The organism is Burkholderia sp. AU31624 (assembly GCF_020420065.1).
Lineage (GTDB): Bacteria > Pseudomonadota > Gammaproteobacteria > Burkholderiales > Burkholderiaceae > Burkholderia.
On record NZ_JAIZRT010000006.1, the window covers coordinates 165,174 to 180,623 of the forward strand.

The following is a 15,450-nucleotide window of genomic DNA, read 5'->3' on the forward strand; positions in this document are numbered from 1 at the left end:
CGCCGCGCGTGCGGCGCGTCGTCGAACGACGGAACATGGCTGCGTCGCGCGCATCGGCACGCATCCCGCGATCGCGCAGTCGCGCTGTTGCCTGGAACTCGCGCATCGCTATGCGGCCTGCTGCGCCGCGTCGGCGGCGTCGTGGCGCGCAGGCGGGCGGGACGGCGGCGGCATGTCCTGGCGGACGAAATTCTGCACACGCAACAAGCGCCGCACATCATGGGCGCGCGAATGCGGATCGAAGTGCCGCGCAACGCCGGCGACCAGCGTCGACGCGTGCGCGGTGCGCCCGCGCTCGATCAGGTGATCGGCGAGATCCAGCGCGCCGCGCAGCGCCCACATCGCGGCGCCCTGCCCGTTCGCGGTCTGGATCGCCATCTGCAGATGACGATGGCCGTCGGCCTCGTACGCGAGCGCGACATCCGGGGCCGCAATCCGTGCCTGTTCGAGCATCGCGATACCCGTCACGCGCAGCAGTTCCGGCACGAACAGATGCTCGCCGTGCGCACGGCAGCGCGCGAGCGTCGCATCGAGCCGCGTGCGCGCCTCGCTTGCGCGGCCGACGCGCACGAGGCCCTCCGCATACGCGACGTTCAACGGGGCGAGCAGCCGCCGGAATCCGCTCGCCTCGACACGCCGCAGCGCGGGTTCGAGCCGCGCGAGGCCCGCGCCGGGATGACCGGCCTGGATGTCGAACTGGCCGGTCAGGCATTCCGCGTGATTGCGCCAGATGTCGAAGCCGTGCGCGCTCGCGGTCGCGCGCAGCGTCGCGAGATAGTCGGACGTGATGTCGTGGTCACCGTAGCGCAGTGCGATCGGCACGGCGGCCGCCCCCAGCACCACGCACAGCGCGAGCGCGGACGGGCCGCGGCGCGCGCACTCGACCGCTTGCGCGGCGATGCGCATCGCATGGTCGGGGTCGCCCTGAATCCACACGAGCCGCGTGAGCATCGTGCGCGCGAGCGTCGTCATGTCGACGCCGAGCGCGGCCTGCGCGCACGGCGGCTCGCCCACCGCGCCGAGTTCGGCCGTCGCCGCTTCGAGCCGCTCGCGCGCCTGCGCGTGCTCGCCGAAGTAGTGCAGCGACGTGGCGACCATCGCGTTGGCCAGAAGCCGCTGCGCGCGGTCGCCGCGCCGCTCGGCCGCGCGCTCGAAGCGGGTCGCGTAACGCAGCGATTCGTGAATGTCCGACAGCGTCAGCATCGTATGCCACTGCCCGACCAGCGCGCGCGCATCGAACGTATCGTCGCCGACATGCGCGGCCAGACCGAGCGTGCGGTCCCACATCGCGGCCGCGGCCACGGCGTCGCCGTCCGTATGCAGCAGCGCCGACGCGCAGGCCGCGCGCAACCGCATCTCGCGCGCGGCATCGACCGGGTCGGCCGCGGCCGTGTCGAAAGCGGCGAGCACCTGGCGCGCCCGCGCCGCGCATTCGTGCATCCGTGCCGGCTCCAGCAGCGCGCGCGCCAGGCGTTCCGCTTCGGGCACGGGCGTTGCGTCGGCGGCCAGGACGAGCGCGTCGGTCGATGCATCGGCTGGTGCGTCGTTCGGCACTGCCGTGACCGCATCGGCTGTCACGTCGTTCAGTGCCCCGGTGCCCACCTCCGCTGATGCGTCGTTCAGTGCTTCGGCGCCCCCATCGTTGCGCCGCGCCGCGTCCACGCTCGCCGCCGCGTGCCCGTGCTCGTGTCCCTGCCCTTGCTCGCGCTCGTATCGTGCGTGACGCGCCGCGATGCGCTCGAACTCACCCTCGTTGTGCAGTTTTTCCAGCGCATACGCGCGCGTCGACTCGGTCAGCCGGTACCGCGCCGATGCGCCGTGGAACTCGACGGTCACCAGCGACTTGGCGACCAGCTCGCCGAGCACCGCGATCATGTCCGCGGCCGATGTGCCGGGCTCGGTGGCGACCGCGTGCGCGGCATCGAACGTAAACGGCCCGATGAAGCATCCCATCCGGCGGAACAGCGCACGCGCGGCCGGGTCGAGCAGCACGTAGCTCCAGTCGAAGGTCGCCCGCAGCGTCTGATGACGCGGCAGCGCCGAGCGCAGCCCGCCGGTCAGCAGGTTCAGCCGGTCGTCCAGCCGCGACGCGACGACCGCGAGCCCGAGCGTCGCGACGCGCGCCGCGGCCAGTTCGATCGCGAGCGGCAGCCCGTCGAGCCGCCGGCAGATATCGGCGATCAGCCGCGTGCCGGCTTCGTCGACCGGACAATCCGGCGCGGCCGTGCGAACCCGTTCCAGGAACAGCTCGACGGCGGAACAACGCACGATCTCGTCGGTGCGCGCGTCGTCGCCGGGCACCGCGAGCGGGCTCATGCGCAGCACCGCTTCGGCCGAGATATGCAGCGGCTCGCGGCTCGTCACGAGGACGCGCAGCGAGCCGGCGCACGACGTCAGCGTTTCGACGAGGCTCGCGACGAGATCGACGATGTGCTCGGCATTGTCGAACACGAGCAGGTAGCGCGACGCCGCGAATGCGGCGCCGATGTCCTCGATGGCGGGCACGCGCTGCGTGTCCAGGCCGAGTTCGGCCGCGACGGCGATCAGCATGTCGGCGCGCGTCCCCGCGCGCGCCAGCTCCACGAACAGCACGCGCTCGCGCGAGCGGCTGCGCACCGCGTGGGCCACGCGTACGGCGAGGCTCGTCTTGCCGATCCCGCCCGCGCCGACGAGCGTGACGACCGGCGTGCGTTCGAGCATCTCGACGATCTGCGCGATTTCGGTGTCGCGTCCGACGAGCGGCGCAGGCAGCAACGACGCGCGGGCATCGGTCGGTACGGCAGCCGGGACGGCGGCCGGCGTGTCGGCCGCGGGCATCGGTTCCGGGCCGGGCGACGCGCACGCGACCAGCAGGTAGCCGCGCCCGGGCACCGTCTTGATCAGATCGCGGCTCGTGCCGAGCGCCTTGCGCAGCGTCGCCACATGCACCTGAAGGCGGTTTTCCTCGACGATCAGCCCGGGCCAGACCGCGTCCATGATGTCGTCTTTCGACACGACCGCCCCGCTCGCGCGGTGCAGCACTTCGAGAATGTCGAGCGCGCGTGCGCCGATGCGCAACGACGCGCCCTGACAGCGAATGTCGCGCTGCTCGAAATCCACCGACAACGTTCCGATCTGGATCATGGCCGCCTCCGGGTCCCTCAGGATGACCGCCCGGTGAACGCGGCAGTCCACCCGGCAGGATGTCCGGCCCCGGCGCACCGTGGCGCCGGCCGGACACTGTTGAATTCCGGGCTGAGTGTAGACGGGCGCGCGACGAAAATCTTGAAGGAAAATGCGCTGTGGGCGGCGGCCGGATCACGCGACCGGCGCATTCGCTTGCATGTAAAAGTAGGGCGCGATACTCTGCCGGGCCGCTCGCACGCCTGTCGTGACGGGCGATGCGGCGGCTGCGCGCCACCCTTGAAAGCAATTCGTCAGATTCACGAGCGGACGTTTGTGCAAATTCATTTTGAATGTTCACATGCGTCGCTAAACTGGACTCGCCATTTCGCGCGCCGAGTCACTTGCCCGGGAATTCCATGTCAGACTCCGTTACCGCAGCGCCGGCGGTATCCCCGCCACCACCGCCGAAGGACACGCTCGGCTGCGTGGCCAGCTTGCTGGCGAAGGATGTCGAGACCGCCACCGGCGGCCTGCGGCTTCACCGCAAATGCATGCGCGAAGCGCACGTGGAACACATCGACATGCCTGCGTGCGACCGCGGCTTCCTGGTCGGCGTGTCGCTGGCCGGCGGCCATCGCCGCACGCTCTACGGGCGCGCCGGCGCAAGCGAGCGCCGGTTTCAGCATCACTCGATCTACATTCGCGATTTCTCGCGCCACTTCCATGCGGACCTGTACGGCAACTTCGACTTCGTGCTGGTCGAGCTGCCGCATGCGTATCTCGAGCGCGTCGGCCCGGAGCATGGCGGGCAGGCAATCGGCGGCCTCACGTGTCGCCCCGACGTGCGCGATCCGGTGCTCGGCCATCTCGCGCACGCGGTGGCCGACAGCCTCGACGCGCCCGGCCCGCTGAACGCGCTGTTCATCGAGCAGGTGGGGCTCGCGATCGGCACGCACCTCGTGCGCCGTTACGGCAATGCGCGCACGCGCGAACTCGACCACAAGGGCAGCCTGTCGCCGGCGAAACTGGCGCGCGCGCAGGAACTGTTGCTGGAAAAGGCGGATCTCGGCGTATCGATCGAGGAAGTGGCGAACGAATGCGACCTGTCGCGTGGTTACTTCATTCGCGCATTCTCGCGCACCACCGGCCGCACGCCGCACCAGTGGCTGCTCGAACAGCGCGTGACGCGTGCGCGCGAACTGATCCAGACATCCGACATGACGCTCGCCGACATCGCGATCGCGTGCGGCTTCGCGGACCAGAGCCATCTGAACCGCGTCTTCGCGCGGATCGTCGGCCATCCGCCCGGCGCGTGGCGGCGCGCACGCTCGCGCTGAAGCCGCTGCGCGGTCGCGGTCGCGCGCGCCGATCGCCCGGCTGATTGTTCAATCGAGGTTCATGCCGCCATCCGTCTGATCCGACATATTGCGGCGCCAGCCCGCTCCATCCACCTTTTTGGTGGAGGGAGCGGGCTCGTCGCTTTATGCCGGTCGTCGTATCGTCACCGAACGGCGGGACGACTGCCAGCCGGGTCTCGTCCATGGTCGAGCACAAGTGACGAGGACGAGCCCGCCGATCAGTCCCGGGGGCTCGCAAAAAGCGTGAAGGGCGATGAAGCGCGCGGACCCACGTCGCGGAGTCGCAATGGGTCTGCGCGCCGTATCAGACCGCCCAGCAGGAGCACCCGAACGCGCCCCAGAAGCCCTTTGCGTCGGACGTCGGTAGCGCACTTGCCCATGCGCTCGCATGCGCATGCTGGTGAACGTTGCATGCATTCGCGCAACCGCACATCGCCGCGGCGGCCGCCCGTTGCAGCGGCGCGCCGGCGCGCTGCGTCGCGCCCCAGCCGCCATAGCCGCCGAACTCGCGCACGGGCGACCAGTCGGGCATCGCGGGCGGGATCGGTGCATCGTACGACGCGAACGGCCCCGCGCCCCACACGATCTTTCCGTCCACGACCGTGAGCAACGCCGTCGTGCCGGCGATGTCGTCCTCGGCACACCCGAAGAAATCGCGATCCGGGACCACCAGGTCGGCCAGCCGCCCCACCGCGATGCGCCCTTTCTTGCCCTCCTCGTTCGAGAACCACGTCACGTACTCGGTCCACATGCGCAGTGCCGTCTCCCGATCGAGCAGGTTGCGCTGCGGGTACATCCGCAGGCCGCCGACCGTCTTGCCGGTGACGAGCCATGCGAGCGACACCCACGGGTTGTACGACGCGACGCGGGTCGCGTCGGTGCCGGCCGAGACCTTGAGTCCCTTGCCGAGCATCTTCGCCACAGGCGGCGTGGCCTCCGCGGCCTGCGCGCCGTAGCGCTCGACGAAGTATTCGCCCTGGTACGCCATCCGGTGCTGCACCGCGATGCCGCCGCCGAGCGCGGCGATCCGGTCCATCGATTTCTCGGTGATGGTTTCCGCATGATCGAAGAACCAGTTCAGCCCGTCGAGCGGGATGTCCTCGTTCACTTTTTCGAACACGTCGAGCGCGCGGCTGATGGTCTCGTCATAGGTCGCGTGCATGCGCCACGGCCAACGGTTTTCCGCGAGCACGCGCACCACGCCTTCGAGATCGTCCTCCATCTGGTCGGGCAGGTCCGGGCGCGCCACCCGGAAGTCCTCGAAGTCGGCCGCGGAAAACGCCAGCATCTCGCCGGCGCCGTTGTTGCGGAAATAGTCGGTGCCGTCGTGGTACTTGACGCTCTTCGTCCAGTTCACGAAGTCTTCCTTCTCCGCGTTCGGCTTCTGCGTGAACAGGTTGTACGCGATCCGGATCGTCATCTCGCCCGAGTCGTGCAGCTTGCGGATCACCTCGTAGTCGTCGGGATAATTCTGCGAGCCGCCGCCCGCGTCGATCACGCCCGTCACGCCGAGCCGGTTCAGCTCGCGCATGAAATGGCGCGTCGAATTGTACTGATACTCGAACGGCAGCTTCGGGCCCCTCGCGAGCGTCGCGTAGAGGATCGTCGCGTTCGGGTTCGCAAGCAGCAGGCCGGTCGGGTTGCCGGCGGCATCGCGAACGATGGTCCCGCCCGGCGGCTCCGGCGTGTCCTTCGTGTAGCCGACCACCCGCAGCGCGGCCGCGTTCAGCAGCGCGCGATCGTACAGGTGCAGGATGAACACCGGGGTGTCCGGCGCGGCGGCATTGAGTTCGTCGATCGTGGGGAGCCGTTTCTCCACGAATTGATGCTCGGTGAAGCCACCGACCACGCGGACCCACTGCGGCGCGGGCGTCACGGCCACCTGGCGCTTGAGCATGTCCATCGCGACCGCGAGCGACGGCACGCCGTCCCAACGCAGTTCCATGTTGTAGTTCAGTCCGCCGCGAATCACGTGGCAGTGGTTGTCGATCAGACCCGGCAGCACGCCACGGCCACCGAGATCGACCACCTTCGTCGCGCGGCCCGCGAGCGGCATCACGTCCGCGTCACTGCCGACGGCGACGAAGCGGCCGGCGGCAATCGCGACCGCCGTCGCGACGGGGTTCGCGCGGTCGAGCGTCGTGAATCTTCCGTTATGCAGGATCAGATCCGGTTGGGTCACGGTTGCGGTCATATGCATTACCTCTTGTTGATCAGAAGCCAAGCAGCTGTTTCACGGTGGGCAACGCTTGCACGCCAATCAGCATGCCGAGCAACCCGACCAGCGCAATCAGCGGCGGTGCGGGAGAGCGAACCTTGATCGCGCTGTAAATCACGCCGATCAAGAGGCCCGCACCAAGGGAAACCAGATAAGGTTCCATGCGATAAATCTCCCGGAAATTTCGAATGCGGCGGCCGTGGTCCGATCAGCCTGCCGCGGGCGGCATGCGTGTTTCGGTCCCGTCCGCCGCCCGCGCAAGGGAGCCAATGCGGCGCGTTCGCCTCGAACCCGCCGCACCGGCATCAGCGATCGCGGGCCGTCCGCGCTTACTTCGCCGGAACGGGCGCGATCGACTCGTGCGGCGTCGCGGTGCGCGGCGCGGCCTTGTGGACCATCGTGTACGCGTAGTCGACGCCCATCCCGTACGCGCCCGAATGCTCCTTCGCGATCGCCATCACGGCGTCGTACGTCTCGCGGTGCGCCCAGTCGCGCTGCCACTCGAGGAGCACCTGCTGCCACGTGACCGGCACGACGCCCGCCTGCACCATGCGCTGCATCGCGAAGTCGTGCGCGGCCTGCGTGGTGCCGCCCGACGCGTCGGCGACCATGTAGATTTCGTAGTCGCCTTCGAGCATCGCGCACAGCGCGAACGTCGTGTTGCAGACTTCGGTCCACAGACCGGACACGATCACCTTCTTGCGGCCGTTCGCGGCCAGTGCGTCGCGCACCTTCTGGTCGTCCCAGGAATTCATCGACGTGCGTTCGAGCGTCTTCTGGTTCGGGAACACGTCGAGCAGCTCCGGATACGTGTGACCGGAGAAGCTGTCGCTTTCGACCGTCGTGATCGTGGTCGGGATGTTGAAGACCTTCGCGGCCTTCGCGAGCCCGACGACGTTGTTCTTCAGCGTCTGGCGATCGATCGACTGCACGCCGAATGCCATCTGCGGCTGCTGGTCGATGAAGATCAGTTGGCTGTTGTGCGGGGTAAGTACTTCAAGCTTCGGGTTGCTCATGGCGGTGATGTCCTTTGACGCAGAGAGAAATGAGGCTCGCCGGGCCGACGAATCCGCGACGCGTCGAATGCGCTGGGGCGGAAGACTCGGCAGCCGGCCTGCGTCATTCAATCGACTAATGCGCGGCCACACCAATTAATTGTTCTGATTCTCGCGACCTTCATGAATCCAGGCTGAAAAGATCTGAATTTCATTGAACGGACCCACAACGAACAAGCAGAACTGATAGGCTGACCCAGGACTTTCGGATCGACTCGAGATCGGTAGTTGTCCATATTTCCAACTGCCGTCACACCATTCCAGACCTATGAAACCGTACACTGCTTCACTGTTCGCCGGCATCCTCGCCGGCATCGTTTATGCTCTGATCGGCGTGCAATCGCCGGCGCCGCCCGCGGTCGCCCTGGCGGGCCTGCTTGGCATTCTGGCCGGCGAACAGATTCTTCCACTGGCACGACGGGTGTTCAGCGGAATCCGGCTGGGAACCGCATGGCGCGACGCGAAGTGCAGCCAGCACATGTTCGGTGCGCTGCCGGGCGCCCATGCAACCGACGCTGGCGCGAAGCGCCGCGAATCGACACCGCTGTGATCGGAAGGTTCGAGCGCATCCGACCGGGACGGTCGGGGCGCTTGCATGTGTTTCAAGACGTTCGTCAATGGCCTGCGTGACGCCGCTGTTTCTGCGACCGTCCGCCGGCAGCACCGCCGGCTGCTCGAACGACGCATGACGCGGACTCCGCATCTGATCGGCACGCCGATCTGACCTTCGCCGAGATCGGGGCCATTTGCGACTTTTCCGATCGGCACCCTCTGAACGACGTATTCGCGCAGGTCGTTGGGCGACCTGCCCCGTGCCCGGCGTCGTTCGGTTACACGCGCGCCGCCCTGCAGAAGCGGCGGCGCGCGCCGCGTCACCAACCGAACTTCGCTTCCACGCCGACATAGTCGGCATTACGCGCGCCCAGCGCGCGAATCGAATCGGCGAGCTGGAAGTGCACCGCCTCGACGGCCAGGGCCGTGTTGGCATTGACGAGCCAGTCCACGCGAGCCTGCGCGTACATCCCCGTCCACGCGCCGCCCTTGCCCGCCGTGCCCGGCACGGCCGACATGCCCTGTCCGTAGATCGCATCGGCCGTCGTCTGCCGCCACTGGAAGCCGACGGCGGTGAGCACCGTGACCGAGCTGGCGGGCTTGAAGGTCAGCGAAGGCTTCACGTGGATCAGGTTGCTGTATCCGGTATAACCGGCGAGCGTGAAGTAATAGCCGTTCGGAAACATCGGGTTGAACGTACCCACGCGCCGGTCGCCCGGGTGAGCATCGCCCGACGCGCCGTCAATCTGGATCCCGATGCGCGGCGTGCCGGCCGTCTTCGCGAACGTATAGCCGCCCAACGCGCCGAACGCCCACGCGCCCACCGTGTCCTGCCCGACGTGGCCCGTCTGCAGCATCGCCTCGACGTCCCAGTCGAGCCCGTCGGCCTTGCCCGCATAGCGCATGTCGAACACGTCGCGCCGCTCGGTGCCCGACGCATCCGGAAAGCGCGCGTTGTCGCGCGTGTAGCGCGACCAGTACGCGGACAGGTCGCCGGGCCCCGTGCCGTTGCGCTCGACGCGCACGCCGTCGAATCGCAGGTGCCGGTTCGACACGTCGTCGAACGCGGCGGCGTCGCGATACTGCACCGGGCGCGTCACGTAGCCGATCAGCCGCCACTTGCCGATTTCGTAATCGGCCCACAGCGCGTCGAACGCCTGCCGCACGTTCGGGCCGTCGCGCACCGACACGAAGCGTTGCAAGTCGAACGCCATCTCCTGCCGGCCGACCCGCGTCTTCAACGTGCCGGGGCCGATCTGGTCGACATACGCGACGAACGCCTGCTCGATGTCGAGCTGGTCCTTGTCGACCGGGCCGACCGTATTCTTGCCGAACGGCCGCGCATCGACGAACTGCACGAACGCCTGCAGATGGCCGCGATAGCGCAGGTCCGCGTGCACGTTCGTGCGCTGGATCACGTAGTTGTCGTCGTGCGCGGAGCCGAGGCCGAACAGCGGCGCGTTGTTCAGCTCGAAACGCTCGCGCAGGTTCGCGCCGAGCGACAGGTAGGTCGACGGGTCGTCGCCGAGCCGCACGTATTTCAGTGCGTCGAACGGCTTGCGCGGCACGCACGGATTCGCGAGTACCGACCAGTCCTCCTGCCAGCGGTTGAACAGCACGGTCGGGCGCTTCGCGGTGCACGACCCGGCGGCGCTCGCGGCCGCCGGCGGCTGAGCGGCGGCTGCCGCTGCGGCGGCGACGGCCGGCGCATCGGCACCGGCCGCCGTCCCGGCATGCAGCGCGACGCCGCCGGCCAGCACGACGCCCGGCAGCGCGCCGCGCCACGATGGTTTGATCGGCCGGCGCACCGTTATTTCGACCGTGCGTGGATTTCGGCGACGTAGCCGCCCGGGAACTGCACGAGCGCCGCGTTGCGGCCGTCCGACGTGAACGGCGGCACGAGCACGGTCACGCCCGCGGCTTCCGCCTGCTTCAGCGTCGTGGCCAGGTCGGCGACTTCATAGCCGGTCATCTCGCGCCCGAACGGGAAAGGCAGATGGCCGTCCGTCGCGAGCACGGTCATCTTGCCGAAGCCCGATTCGATACGAATGCGGCGGTACGTGTCGTTCGGCCGGCCGATCTCGATGCCCGGCGCCTTGCGCACGTCCGACACGATCTTGCCGTGCGAGAACGCGGCGAAGTCGTGCGCGAGCTTGCTCGCGCGTTCCGGCGACACGTACACGCGGTTTTCCGGCACCGTCTGCAGCGGGTCGTAACTCGGCGCCTGCGTGTGCCAGTACAGCTGCATGTTCACGCCGCCCGGCCAGCGGATGATCGCGTCGCGCCCGATCGGATCGGGGAACGTCGCGACGACCACGTCCGCGCCATGCGCGCGCGCCGATTTCACGGCCACGTCCATGTCGGTCACCAGATAGCCGGTGCGCTCCTCGCAGAACGGATACGGGATCGGCGTCTTGAAGCCGAACACCGAGATGGTGCCGACCGGCGTGAGCACCAGTTGCGACATCGTCTGGCTCGGCGTCGGCGTGACCTGGAACACGCCCTGCTTCGACTTCTTGCCGCCGAACGTCGCGACGAAGCTGTCGGTGAAGCGGTCGAAGTCTTCCGGCGCGACGCACACGTGCGTCGTGTCGTACTGCGGGCCGACCGCGACCGCCGGGAAGCGCGCGGCGGCCGGCTGGCGCGCCGTGTCGTCCAGATGCGTTTCGTCGGCATGCGACGGGGCGGCCGCCAGCAACGCGACGAGCATCGCCGTCGACGCAGTCGTCATGCGCAGCACATGGCGCAGGTTCAGTGAAATCATCGGGTTCTCCTTGAAGGTGGCGCGCAGCGGCACGCCGCGCGCGAAAACGGGTTCAGCGCGAGGCGGGCAGCTCGGCCAAGCGTGCGGATCGATACGTGAGAAAGCCCAGCACCGCGAGCGGCAGCGCGAGCGCCCAGAACGCGGCATACAGGTACGCCGTCGCGCCGGCGCCCGCGCCGAGCGCGAAACCGGCCACCGGCGGCAGCGTGCGCTGCAGCCGCGCGCGTGCGGCGTCCCGTTCGGCCGGCGCGGCGATCGGCACGAGCCAGTCGAAGGCATCGATGACGGCCTGCGTGACGTTGCCGGTCATCACCGTGTTGGCGACCACCGCGCGCGCGGTCAGCCGGCCATGCGCGTTCTGCACGCCCATCGCCGCCGCGCCGAGCAGCCCGCAGACGATCGTCGCGGGCGCGTCGGCGCTGCCGATCGGCGACGCCGCGATCCCCGCGAACATGAAGCCGGCGAGCAGGATCGCCTGCAACGCGTACAGCGAACCGGCCCGCGCGCCGTGACCGCGCACGCGCATCCGGTGGTCGAGCAGGCGGGCGGCCACGATCCCGGCGATGAAGGCCGGAAACGCGAGCCATTTGATCAGCAGCCCCTGCCCGACCCCGGCCAGGCCCGAGCCGATGAGGATGAAGTTGCCGGTCACGTGGGCGGTAAAGAGGCCGAACAGCGCGACGAAGCCGAGCGTGTCGACATAGCCTGCGATCGACGCGAGAAAGACGTCTTCGCCGGGCAGGCGATCGGGCGCGGCCGCGTCGGCGGCCGTTACTTGTCCAGGTTGCATGTCGTGGTTTCCATGGTTTTGCCGGCGCAGTCCGCGCCCTGAACCTGCGCGGCCGGCCCATGCGGCGGTTCGGTAGCAAGACTAGGGGACGTGCGCCTGAAAGTCATGGCGGCGAACTGAATTTTTCTGAAGCAACGCCGGCGGCGGAAGCGCAGCGCAACGCGCGAATCGAACGGGGCTGGAGCCTGCGCGCGAGCCTCTTCCCTCTCGGCGTGCGCAAGCGGGTATGCGGAGTGGCGGTGCCCGACGATCCCGACGCCGAAATCGAACGGCAGGTCGACGCGTTCCTGAACGGCACGCCGGCCGCACTGCAACGCGTGGCCTCCCGCTCCTCCGCCACCCCCGCCAAACGCCCGCCGCGGCTGAGCGGCGGCGCACGCGTCACGCTGTCGCGCTGTCACGCAGGCCGCTTCAGAACGATTCAACCGCTGCGTCCGTTGCTTGCCCTATGCTCGGCCATCATCGGGAGACATCGGATGGAACACGGATCGGGCCGCAAGGCCGTCATCGTCGGCGGGTCGGTCGGCGGGTCGGTCGGCGGGTCGGTCGGCGCGCGGTTCGCCGCGACCGCCCTGCGCGCAACCGGCTGGGACGCCAGCGTATTCGAGCAATCACCGCACGACCTGGACAGCCGCGGCGGCCGGTGTCGCGAAAGCGGCGGACGATGCGTTCGGCCTCGCACAAGCGCTGCGTGACGTCGGCCAAGGCCGCGGGTTCGACGCCGCGCTGGCGGGCTGGGACGCCCGTCAGCGCGCCGCGGGTGCGGTGATCGCCGCGCGCGGCATCGCGCTGGGCGCCCGCCGGATGGGTGCAGCTTGAACATGGGCCGGCCGCGTGTCGGCGGGCCGGCGCAGCGCCTCGCTCGACGGATCGAGCGCGCGCAGCACGCTGGCGCGCCCGCCATCGTCGTCGGGCAGTTGCGGCTGGCCGCGCGCGGCGGCCGGCGCGCCCTGCGCCGCGCACCACGCGGCGAGCGCCAGGGCCGCCACGCGTGCCGATACCGTGGCCCGCTTCATTGCGCGCTCGCCGTCGAGACGGGCGCCGCCGCGGGCGTTCCCACGCTCGCCGTCGCGGTGCGCGGCTCGCCGTGCGCGATCGCATACAGCTCGCGATTGCGCGCGATCGTCTGCGCGCTCGGCGGATAGTCCCAGTTCGACGTCGGCAGCGTGCCGTCGCGCTCCGCCTGAATCAGGTCGGCGACCACGTCGGCGCGGGTGAGCGCAGGGTCGGCGGTTTGCGCGAATGCGGCGATGGGTGCGCTCAGTGCGCAGGAAAGCAGGACTGCACGAATCAGGTCGTTCATGACGTTCACCTCTCGAGATGGCGTGTTCGCGTCCGCAGATCAGGCCGGACATCCGCTCCGCATCGATGCGATGAGGAGTGGTGTCCATTCTGCGATTCGCGCGCTTTCCGGAAGGTGAGGCTTCGATTACGGTCTTGTCATCGGGTCGCGGCCCGGCCGCACGGCCGTGCAGTCAGCGCGCAACCGTTTCCGGGTGCCGCACGCTGCCGAGAAACCGCGTCAATTCCACCGTCTGCGGACGCTCGAAAATCTCGTCGGCCGTCCCGCTCTCCCACACGCGGCCCTGGTGCATGAACACGATCCTGTCGCTCACCGCACGCGCGAAGTTCATCTCGTGGGTGACCATGATCAGCGTCATGTCCTCGCGCGCGAGTTGCTCGATCACGCCCAGCACCTCGCCGACGAGTTCGGGATCGAGCGCCGACGTGATTTCGTCGCACAGCAGCACGCTCGGCTTCATCGCGAGCGCACGCGCGATCGCGACGCGCTGCTGCTGGCCGCCCGACAGGTGTTCCGGAAACGCGTCGAACTTGTCGCCGAGGCCGACGCGCTCGAGCATCAGTTCCGCGATCGCGCGCGCCTGCTGGCGGTGCGACTTCTTCACCACCGACTGCGCGAGCATCACGTTCTGTCCGGCGCTCAGGTGCGGAAACAGGTTGTATTGCTGAAACACCATGCCGACCTTCAGCCGCAGCGCACGCAAGTCCGCATGCCGTGCATCGACGCGTTCGCCGTCGACCGAGATCGTGCCCGCGTCGATGCTCTCGAGCCCGTTGAGCGTGCGCAGCAGCGTGCTCTTGCCCGAGCCGCTGCGGCCGATGATCGACACGACCTGCCCGCGCTCGACGGACAGGTCGATGCCCTTGAGCACATGATGGGTGCCGAAGTTCTTTTCGAGACCCCGGGTTTCAACGAGCGGCATGCCATCTCCTTTGCAACGTGCGCGCATAACGGGTAAGCGGATAGCAGAGCGCGAAATAGATCAGCGCGACGAGGCCATACACGACGAACGGCCGGAACGTCGCGTTCGAGATCGCGATACCGGCCTTCGTCAGCTCGGTGAAGCCGATGATCGACACGAGCGCCGTATCCTTCACCGCCTGCACGCCGAAGCCGACCGTCGGCGCGATCGCGATGCGCGCGGCCTGCGGCAGGATCACGTGACGCAACTGCTCGACATAACTCATCGCCAGGCTGGCCGACGCCTCCCACTGCCCTTTCGGCACCGCCTCGACGCAGCCGCGCCAGATCTCCGCCAGATAGGCGCTGGTGAAGAACGTGAGCCCCGCCGTGGCCGCGACCCACGGCGGCACGTCGAGCCCGGCGAGCGGCAGGCCGAAGAACACGATGAACAGTTGCATCAGCAACGGCGTGCCCTGGAACACTTCGATATAGAGCTTCGCGATGCCGCGCAGCGCCGTCGAATTCGACACGCGCATCACGAGCAGCCCGAGGCCGACGAGGCCGCCGGATACGAACGACACGATCGACAGCACGATCGTCCAGCGCGCGGCCAGCAGCAGGTTCGCGAGAATCTGCCCGAACGTGAAATCGGTCATCGCGCACCTCGCACGCGGCGGGAGAACAGGCGGCGGCCCATCGCGCCGAGCGTGGCGCGCATCAGCAGCGCCATCGCCAGATACGCGAGCGTGATCACGAAGTACGTCTCGAATGCACGGAAATTGCGCGACTGGATGTAGCCGGCCGCATAGGTCAGATCGGCCACCGAGATCTGCGACACGACCGCCGAACCCAGCATCGTGATCACGATCTGGCTCGACAGCGCGGGAAACACCTTGGCGAGCGCCTGCGGCAGCACGACGTGGCGCAGCATCTGCGCGCGCGACATCGCCAGCGCGGACGCCGCCTCCAGATGCCCTTTCGGCACGGCGGCCACGCCCGCGCGCACGATCTCGACCGAGTACGCGCCGAGGTTGAGCGTCATCGCGAGGATCGCGGCCGCGTACTCGTCGATGTGCACGCCGAGCGCCGGCAAGCCGAAGAAGATGAAGAACAGCTGGACGACGAACGGCGTATTGCGAATCGCCTCGACGTACGCGCCGATCAGCGGGCGCAACCGCACGGCCGCGCGCGCGTCGGCGCTGTACGCGGCCGCGCCGAGCACACCGACGGCCACGCCGAGCACGGTCGCGACCGCGGTCAGCGCGAGCGTGATCGCCGCGCCGCTCGCGAACACGCCGGCGTAATCGGCGAGTTCGCCGAATTGAAGCTGGTAGCTCATGGGGAAACGGATGAATTCGGGTTCGGACAACGACACGCGCCGTGCCAGGCATCCCGGCCGCGG

Annotated in this window: 15 protein-coding genes; 3 read left to right on the forward strand and 12 right to left on the reverse strand. The window is 68.6% G+C overall.

Translation table 11 applies throughout. The features are described from left to right. Positions 1-108 precede the first annotated feature (108 nt). Positions 109-3,123, reverse strand: a complete 3,015-nt coding sequence (locus tag LGM89_RS22690) for an ATP-binding protein (protein WP_226273942.1) — start codon at positions 3,121-3,123, stop codon at positions 109-111. A 398-nt stretch (positions 3,124-3,521) separates the two neighbouring features. Between LGM89_RS22690 and LGM89_RS22695 the strand changes: the two genes are divergently transcribed. Then, positions 3,522-4,442 (forward strand): helix-turn-helix domain-containing protein, encoded by a 921-nt coding sequence (locus LGM89_RS22695; protein WP_226273943.1) that lies wholly within the window; start codon positions 3,522-3,524, stop codon positions 4,440-4,442. A 325-nt stretch (positions 4,443-4,767) separates the two neighbouring features. Here LGM89_RS22695 and LGM89_RS22700 read toward each other — a convergent pair whose 3' ends face one another. The 3 genes from LGM89_RS22700 to LGM89_RS22710 all read right to left on the reverse strand — a co-directional run bounded on the left by LGM89_RS22700 (position 4,768) and on the right by LGM89_RS22710 (position 7,697). Continuing rightward, positions 4,768-6,657: an amidohydrolase gene (locus LGM89_RS22700; RefSeq protein WP_226273944.1), complete on the reverse strand. Its 1,890-nt coding sequence runs from the start codon at positions 6,655-6,657 to the stop codon at positions 4,768-4,770. A gap of 19 nt (positions 6,658-6,676) precedes the next feature. Then, complete coding sequence (locus LGM89_RS22705; RefSeq protein ID WP_039362659.1) at positions 6,677-6,844, reverse strand: DUF1427 family protein; 168 nt, start codon at positions 6,842-6,844, stop codon at positions 6,677-6,679. Between the two features lie 166 nt (positions 6,845-7,010). Then, entirely contained in the window at positions 7,011-7,697 is a 687-nt protein-coding gene (locus LGM89_RS22710; protein ID WP_046546706.1) for a hydrolase, read from the reverse strand. Positions 7,698-8,004: 307 nt separating this feature from the next. Between LGM89_RS22710 and LGM89_RS22715 the strand changes: the two genes are divergently transcribed. Next, positions 8,005-8,286: a XapX domain-containing protein gene (locus tag LGM89_RS22715; RefSeq protein ID WP_089475990.1), complete on the forward strand. Its 282-nt coding sequence runs from the start codon at positions 8,005-8,007 to the stop codon at positions 8,284-8,286. Positions 8,287-8,608: 322 nt separating this feature from the next. Here the strand turns inward: LGM89_RS22715 and LGM89_RS22720 are convergent, their stop codons facing one another. From LGM89_RS22720 to LGM89_RS22730, 3 genes are read right to left on the reverse strand one after another with little or no spacing between them, the layout of a single operon-like run. Continuing rightward, positions 8,609-10,084, reverse strand: a complete 1,476-nt coding sequence (locus LGM89_RS22720; RefSeq protein WP_226274188.1) for an alginate export family protein — start codon at positions 10,082-10,084, stop codon at positions 8,609-8,611. A gap of 14 nt (positions 10,085-10,098) precedes the next feature. Then, positions 10,099-11,052 (reverse strand): VOC family protein, encoded by a 954-nt coding sequence (locus LGM89_RS22725; protein WP_226273945.1) that lies wholly within the window; start codon positions 11,050-11,052, stop codon positions 10,099-10,101. Positions 11,053-11,104: 52 nt separating this feature from the next. Then, the gene (locus LGM89_RS22730; RefSeq protein WP_226273946.1) at positions 11,105-11,842 is read right to left on the reverse strand and encodes a YoaK family protein; all 738 of its coding nucleotides are present in this window, start codon (positions 11,840-11,842) and stop codon (positions 11,105-11,107) included. Positions 11,843-12,081: 239 nt separating this feature from the next. On the opposite strand from LGM89_RS22730, the gene LGM89_RS22735 reads away from it, so the two are divergent. Continuing rightward, complete coding sequence (locus LGM89_RS22735) at positions 12,082-12,537, forward strand: hypothetical protein (protein ID WP_226273947.1); 456 nt, start codon at positions 12,082-12,084, stop codon at positions 12,535-12,537. A gap of 51 nt (positions 12,538-12,588) precedes the next feature. Here LGM89_RS22735 and LGM89_RS22740 read toward each other — a convergent pair whose 3' ends face one another. The 5 genes from LGM89_RS22740 to LGM89_RS22760 all read right to left on the reverse strand — a co-directional run bounded on the left by LGM89_RS22740 (position 12,589) and on the right by LGM89_RS22760 (position 15,387). Further along, on the reverse strand, positions 12,589-12,858 hold the full coding sequence (locus LGM89_RS22740) for a hypothetical protein (RefSeq protein WP_089498542.1): 270 nt from the start codon (positions 12,856-12,858) through the stop codon (positions 12,589-12,591). Further along, on the reverse strand, positions 12,855-13,145 hold the full coding sequence (locus LGM89_RS22745; protein ID WP_226206327.1) for a DUF4148 domain-containing protein: 291 nt from the start codon (positions 13,143-13,145) through the stop codon (positions 12,855-12,857). The genes LGM89_RS22740 and LGM89_RS22745 overlap by 4 nt, the downstream gene beginning before the upstream one ends. A 172-nt stretch (positions 13,146-13,317) precedes the next feature. Further along, the gene (locus tag LGM89_RS22750) at positions 13,318-14,067 is read right to left on the reverse strand and encodes an amino acid ABC transporter ATP-binding protein (RefSeq protein WP_226273948.1); all 750 of its coding nucleotides are present in this window, start codon (positions 14,065-14,067) and stop codon (positions 13,318-13,320) included. Then, positions 14,054-14,704 (reverse strand): amino acid ABC transporter permease, encoded by a 651-nt coding sequence (locus LGM89_RS22755; protein ID WP_226273949.1) that lies wholly within the window; start codon positions 14,702-14,704, stop codon positions 14,054-14,056. The genes LGM89_RS22750 and LGM89_RS22755 overlap by 14 nt, the downstream gene beginning before the upstream one ends. Continuing rightward, entirely contained in the window at positions 14,701-15,387 is a 687-nt protein-coding gene (locus tag LGM89_RS22760; protein WP_089498538.1) for an amino acid ABC transporter permease, read from the reverse strand. Before LGM89_RS22760 ends, LGM89_RS22755 begins: the two co-directional genes overlap by 4 nt. Between the last annotated feature and the right edge of the window lie 63 nt (positions 15,388-15,450).